This window comes from Candidatus Hydrogenedentota bacterium (genome assembly GCA_012523015.1).
Lineage (GTDB): Bacteria > Hydrogenedentota > Hydrogenedentia > Hydrogenedentales > CAITNO01 > JAAYBJ01.
The window spans coordinates 1-1,508 of sequence record JAAYJI010000174.1 but is presented as its reverse complement, the minus strand read 5'-3'; the positions used below and the strand labels follow the sequence as shown (position 1 = coordinate 1,508).

The following is a 1,508-nucleotide window of genomic DNA, read 5'->3' as shown; positions in this document are numbered from 1 at the left end:
GCAGAACTGAGCAAACTTATGGGCGGTTTGGAAGATGTGGCGGATGATGATTTTGATGTGGATGCTGAACTCAAAGAACCCGCCATTACAAAACAGGGGGATATATTGCTACTCGCAAAACATCGCATTGTATGCGGAGACAGTACAAAGGCAGAAACTTTTACTGCTCTTATGGACGGTAAAAAGGCAAACCTTGTGGTAACAGATCCCCCTTACAACGTTAACTATGAAGGTACGGCGGGCAAAATTAAAAATGATAATATGGAAAATGAAGCGTTCTACACATTTCTGCTCTCGGCATTTCAAAACACCGAAGCGGTAATGGCACAGGACGCTTCTATTTATATATTTCATGCGGATACCGAAGGGCTAAATTTCCGCAGGGCATTTTCGGACGCAGGCTTTTATCTTTCGGGTACTTGCATTTGGAAAAAGCAAAGTCTTGTTTTAGGCCGTTCCCCATATCAATGGCAGCATGAGCCCGTGCTGTTTGGTTGGAAAAAGAAAGGTAAGCATAACTGGTATGCCGACCGCAAGCAGACCACTATTTGGGAATTTGAAAGACCAAAGCGAAATGCCGACCACCCCACCATGAAACCCGTGGCACTTTGTGCATATCCAATATTAAACTCAAGCCTATCAAATTGCATTGTCCTCGACCCCTTTGGAGGCAGTGGCAGTACATTAATCGCCTGTGAGCAGACCGACCGAATATGCCATATTATTGAAATAGACGAGAAGTTCTGTGATGTTATCATTAAAAGGTTCGCAGATTTAAGGAGTTCATATGATGATGTGTTTGTGGAACGGAACGGACAAAAAATCCCGTATATAGATTTGGTAAAGGAAGTTGAGAAGAATGAATAACTTAACACTCGGCTCTTTGTTTGACGGCTCGGGTGGTTTCCCTTTAGGAGGTTTGATTTCTGGTATTACCCCTGTGTGGGCATCAGAAATTGAGCCTTTTCCTATTCGTGTTACCACAAAACGAATACCCGACATGAAACATTTGGGTGACATTTCAAAAATAAACGGTGGTGAAATAGAGCCTGTGGACATTATAACCTTTGGCTCACCCTGCACTGATTTATCCATTGCCGGGAGGCGGGATGGGCTTGATGGGAAGCAGTCTTCGCTCTTTTATGAGGCAATCAGAATTATTAAGGAAATGAGGGATAAGACCAATGGCAGACAGCCAAGATTTATCGTGTGGGAAAATGTGCTCGGCGCATACAGTTCAGCCAAAGGAAAAGACTATAGATGCGTCCTTGAAGAAATTGTTAAAATCAAGGACGAAACCTTATCTATTCCTATGCCTGAAAAAAATAAATGGTTGCTCGCAGGCGAAATCATGGGAGATGATTTTTCCGTTGCCTGGCGAACTCTCGACGCGCAATTTTGGGGAGTCCCCCAAAGACGCCGTAGAATCTACCTTGTCTCAGATTTTGGAGGACGCACCGCACCCAAAATATTATTTGAGTCAGAAGGCTTGCTTGGGGATATTAAAG

2 protein-coding genes are annotated in these 1,508 nt (G+C 43.8%); both read left to right on the top strand.

The window, feature by feature from the left end; all coding sequences use genetic code 11:
• Positions 1-867, top strand: an 867-nt coding sequence (locus GX117_07735; protein NLO33229.1) for a site-specific DNA-methyltransferase, incomplete at its 5' end; no start/stop codon positions are given.
• Positions 860-1,508, top strand: a 649-nt coding sequence (locus GX117_07730) for a DNA cytosine methyltransferase (protein ID NLO33228.1), incomplete at its 3' end; no start/stop codon positions are given. The genes GX117_07735 and GX117_07730, both read left to right, overlap by 8 nt.